Annotated in this window: 1 protein-coding gene; it reads left to right on the top strand. The window is 39.1% G+C overall.

Going from position 1 to position 1,914, the window contains the following annotated elements; genetic code table 11:
- Positions 1 to 20 precede the first annotated feature (20 nt).
- Positions 21 to 1,914: BspA family leucine-rich repeat surface protein (locus EWM59_RS27495; protein ID WP_229239445.1), on the top strand; the 1,894-nt coding region annotated here is incomplete at its 3' end.

Here is a 1,914-nt window from a genome sequence, read left to right as displayed (position 1 = left end):
ATACTGCTAATCTTATTTATATGTCTTCTATGTTTGCAGGTGCATCTGCTTTTAACCAGCCGATTGGTTCTTGGAACACTTCCAATGTTACTGATATGTCAGTTATGTTTCTTAGTGCATCTGCTTTTAATCAGCCTATTGATTCGTGGAACACTTCCAAGGTTACTGATATGTCTGGTATGTTTCTTAGGGCATCTGCTTTTAATCAGCCTATTGGTTCGTGGAACACTTCCAAGGTTACTACAATGTATGAGATGTTTGAAGATGCCTCCGCTTTTAACCAGCCGATTGGTTCTTGGAACACTACCAATGTTATTAATATGTCTTCAATGTTTGCAGGTGCATTCGCTTTTAACCAGCCGATTGCTTCATGGAACACTGCCAATGTTAATACAATGTCTAACATGTTTGCAAGAGCATCTGCTTTTAATCAGCCTATTGATTCCTGGGATATGTCTAGTGTCATTAGTACGTCTTCAATGTTTGCAAATGCATCCGCTTTTAACCAGCCCATTGATTCCTGGAATACTGCTAATCTTATTTATATGTCTTCTATGTTTGCAGGTGCATCTGCTTTTAACCAGCCGATTGGTTCTTGGAACACTTCCAATGTTACTGATATGTCAGTTATGTTTCTTAGTGCATCTGCTTTTAATCAGCCTATTGATTCGTGGAACACTTCCAAGGTTACTGATATGTCTGGTATGTTTCTTAGGGCATCTGCTTTTAATCAGCCTATTGGTTCGTGGAACACTTCCAAGGTTACTACAATGTATGAGATGTTTGAAGATGCCTCCGCTTTTAACCAGCCGATTGGTTCTTGGAACACTACCAATGTTATTAATATGTCTTCAATGTTTGCAGGTGCATTCGCTTTTAACCAGCCGATTGCTTCATGGAACACTGCCAATGTTAATACAATGTCTAACATGTTTGCAAGAGCATCTGCTTTTAATCAGCCTATTGATTCCTGGGATATGTCTAGTGTCATTAGTACGTCTTCAATGTTTGCAAATGCATCCGCTTTTAACCAGCCCATTGATTCCTGGAATACTGCTAATCTTATTTATATGTCTTCTATGTTTGCAGGTGCATCTGCTTTTAACCAGCCGATTGGTTCTTGGAACACTTCCAATGTTACTGATATGTCAGTTATGTTTCTTAGTGCATCTGCTTTTAATCAGCCTATTGATTCGTGGAACACTTCCAAGGTTACTGATATGTCTGGTATGTTTCTTAGGGCATCTGCTTTTAATCAGCCTATTGGTTCGTGGAACACTTCCAAGGTTACTACAATGTATGAGATGTTTGAAGATGCCTCCGCTTTTAACCAGCCGATTGGTTCTTGGAACACTACCAATGTTATTAATATGTCTTCAATGTTTGCAGGTGCATTCGCTTTTAACCAGCCGATTGCTTCATGGAACACTGCCAATGTTAATACAATGTCTAACATGTTTGCAAGAGCATCTGCTTTTAATCAGCCTATTGATTCCTGGGATATGTCTAGTGTCATTAGTACGTCTTCAATGTTTGCAAATGCATCCGCTTTTAACCAGCCCATTGATTCCTGGAATACTGCTAATCTTATTTATATGTCTTCTATGTTTGCAGGTGCATCTGCTTTTAACCAGCCGATTGGTTCTTGGAACACTTCCAATGTTACTGATATGTCAGTTATGTTTCTTAGTGCATCTGCTTTTAATCAGCCTATTGATTCGTGGAACACTTCCAAGGTTACTGATATGTCTGGTATGTTTCTTAGGGCATCTGCTTTTAATCAGCCTATTGGTTCGTGGAACACTTCCAAGGTTACTACAATGTATGAGATGTTTGAAGATGCCTCCGCTTTTAACCAGCCGATTGGTTCTTGGAACACTACCAATGTTATTAATATGTCTTCAATGTTTGCAG

Source organism: Emticicia agri (assembly GCF_004168285.1).
In the GTDB taxonomy this organism is placed as follows: Bacteria; Bacteroidota; Bacteroidia; order Cytophagales; family Spirosomataceae; genus Emticicia; species Emticicia agri.
The sequence above is the reverse complement of the archived record's forward strand: the minus strand, read 5'-3'. Positions and strand labels throughout refer to the sequence as shown.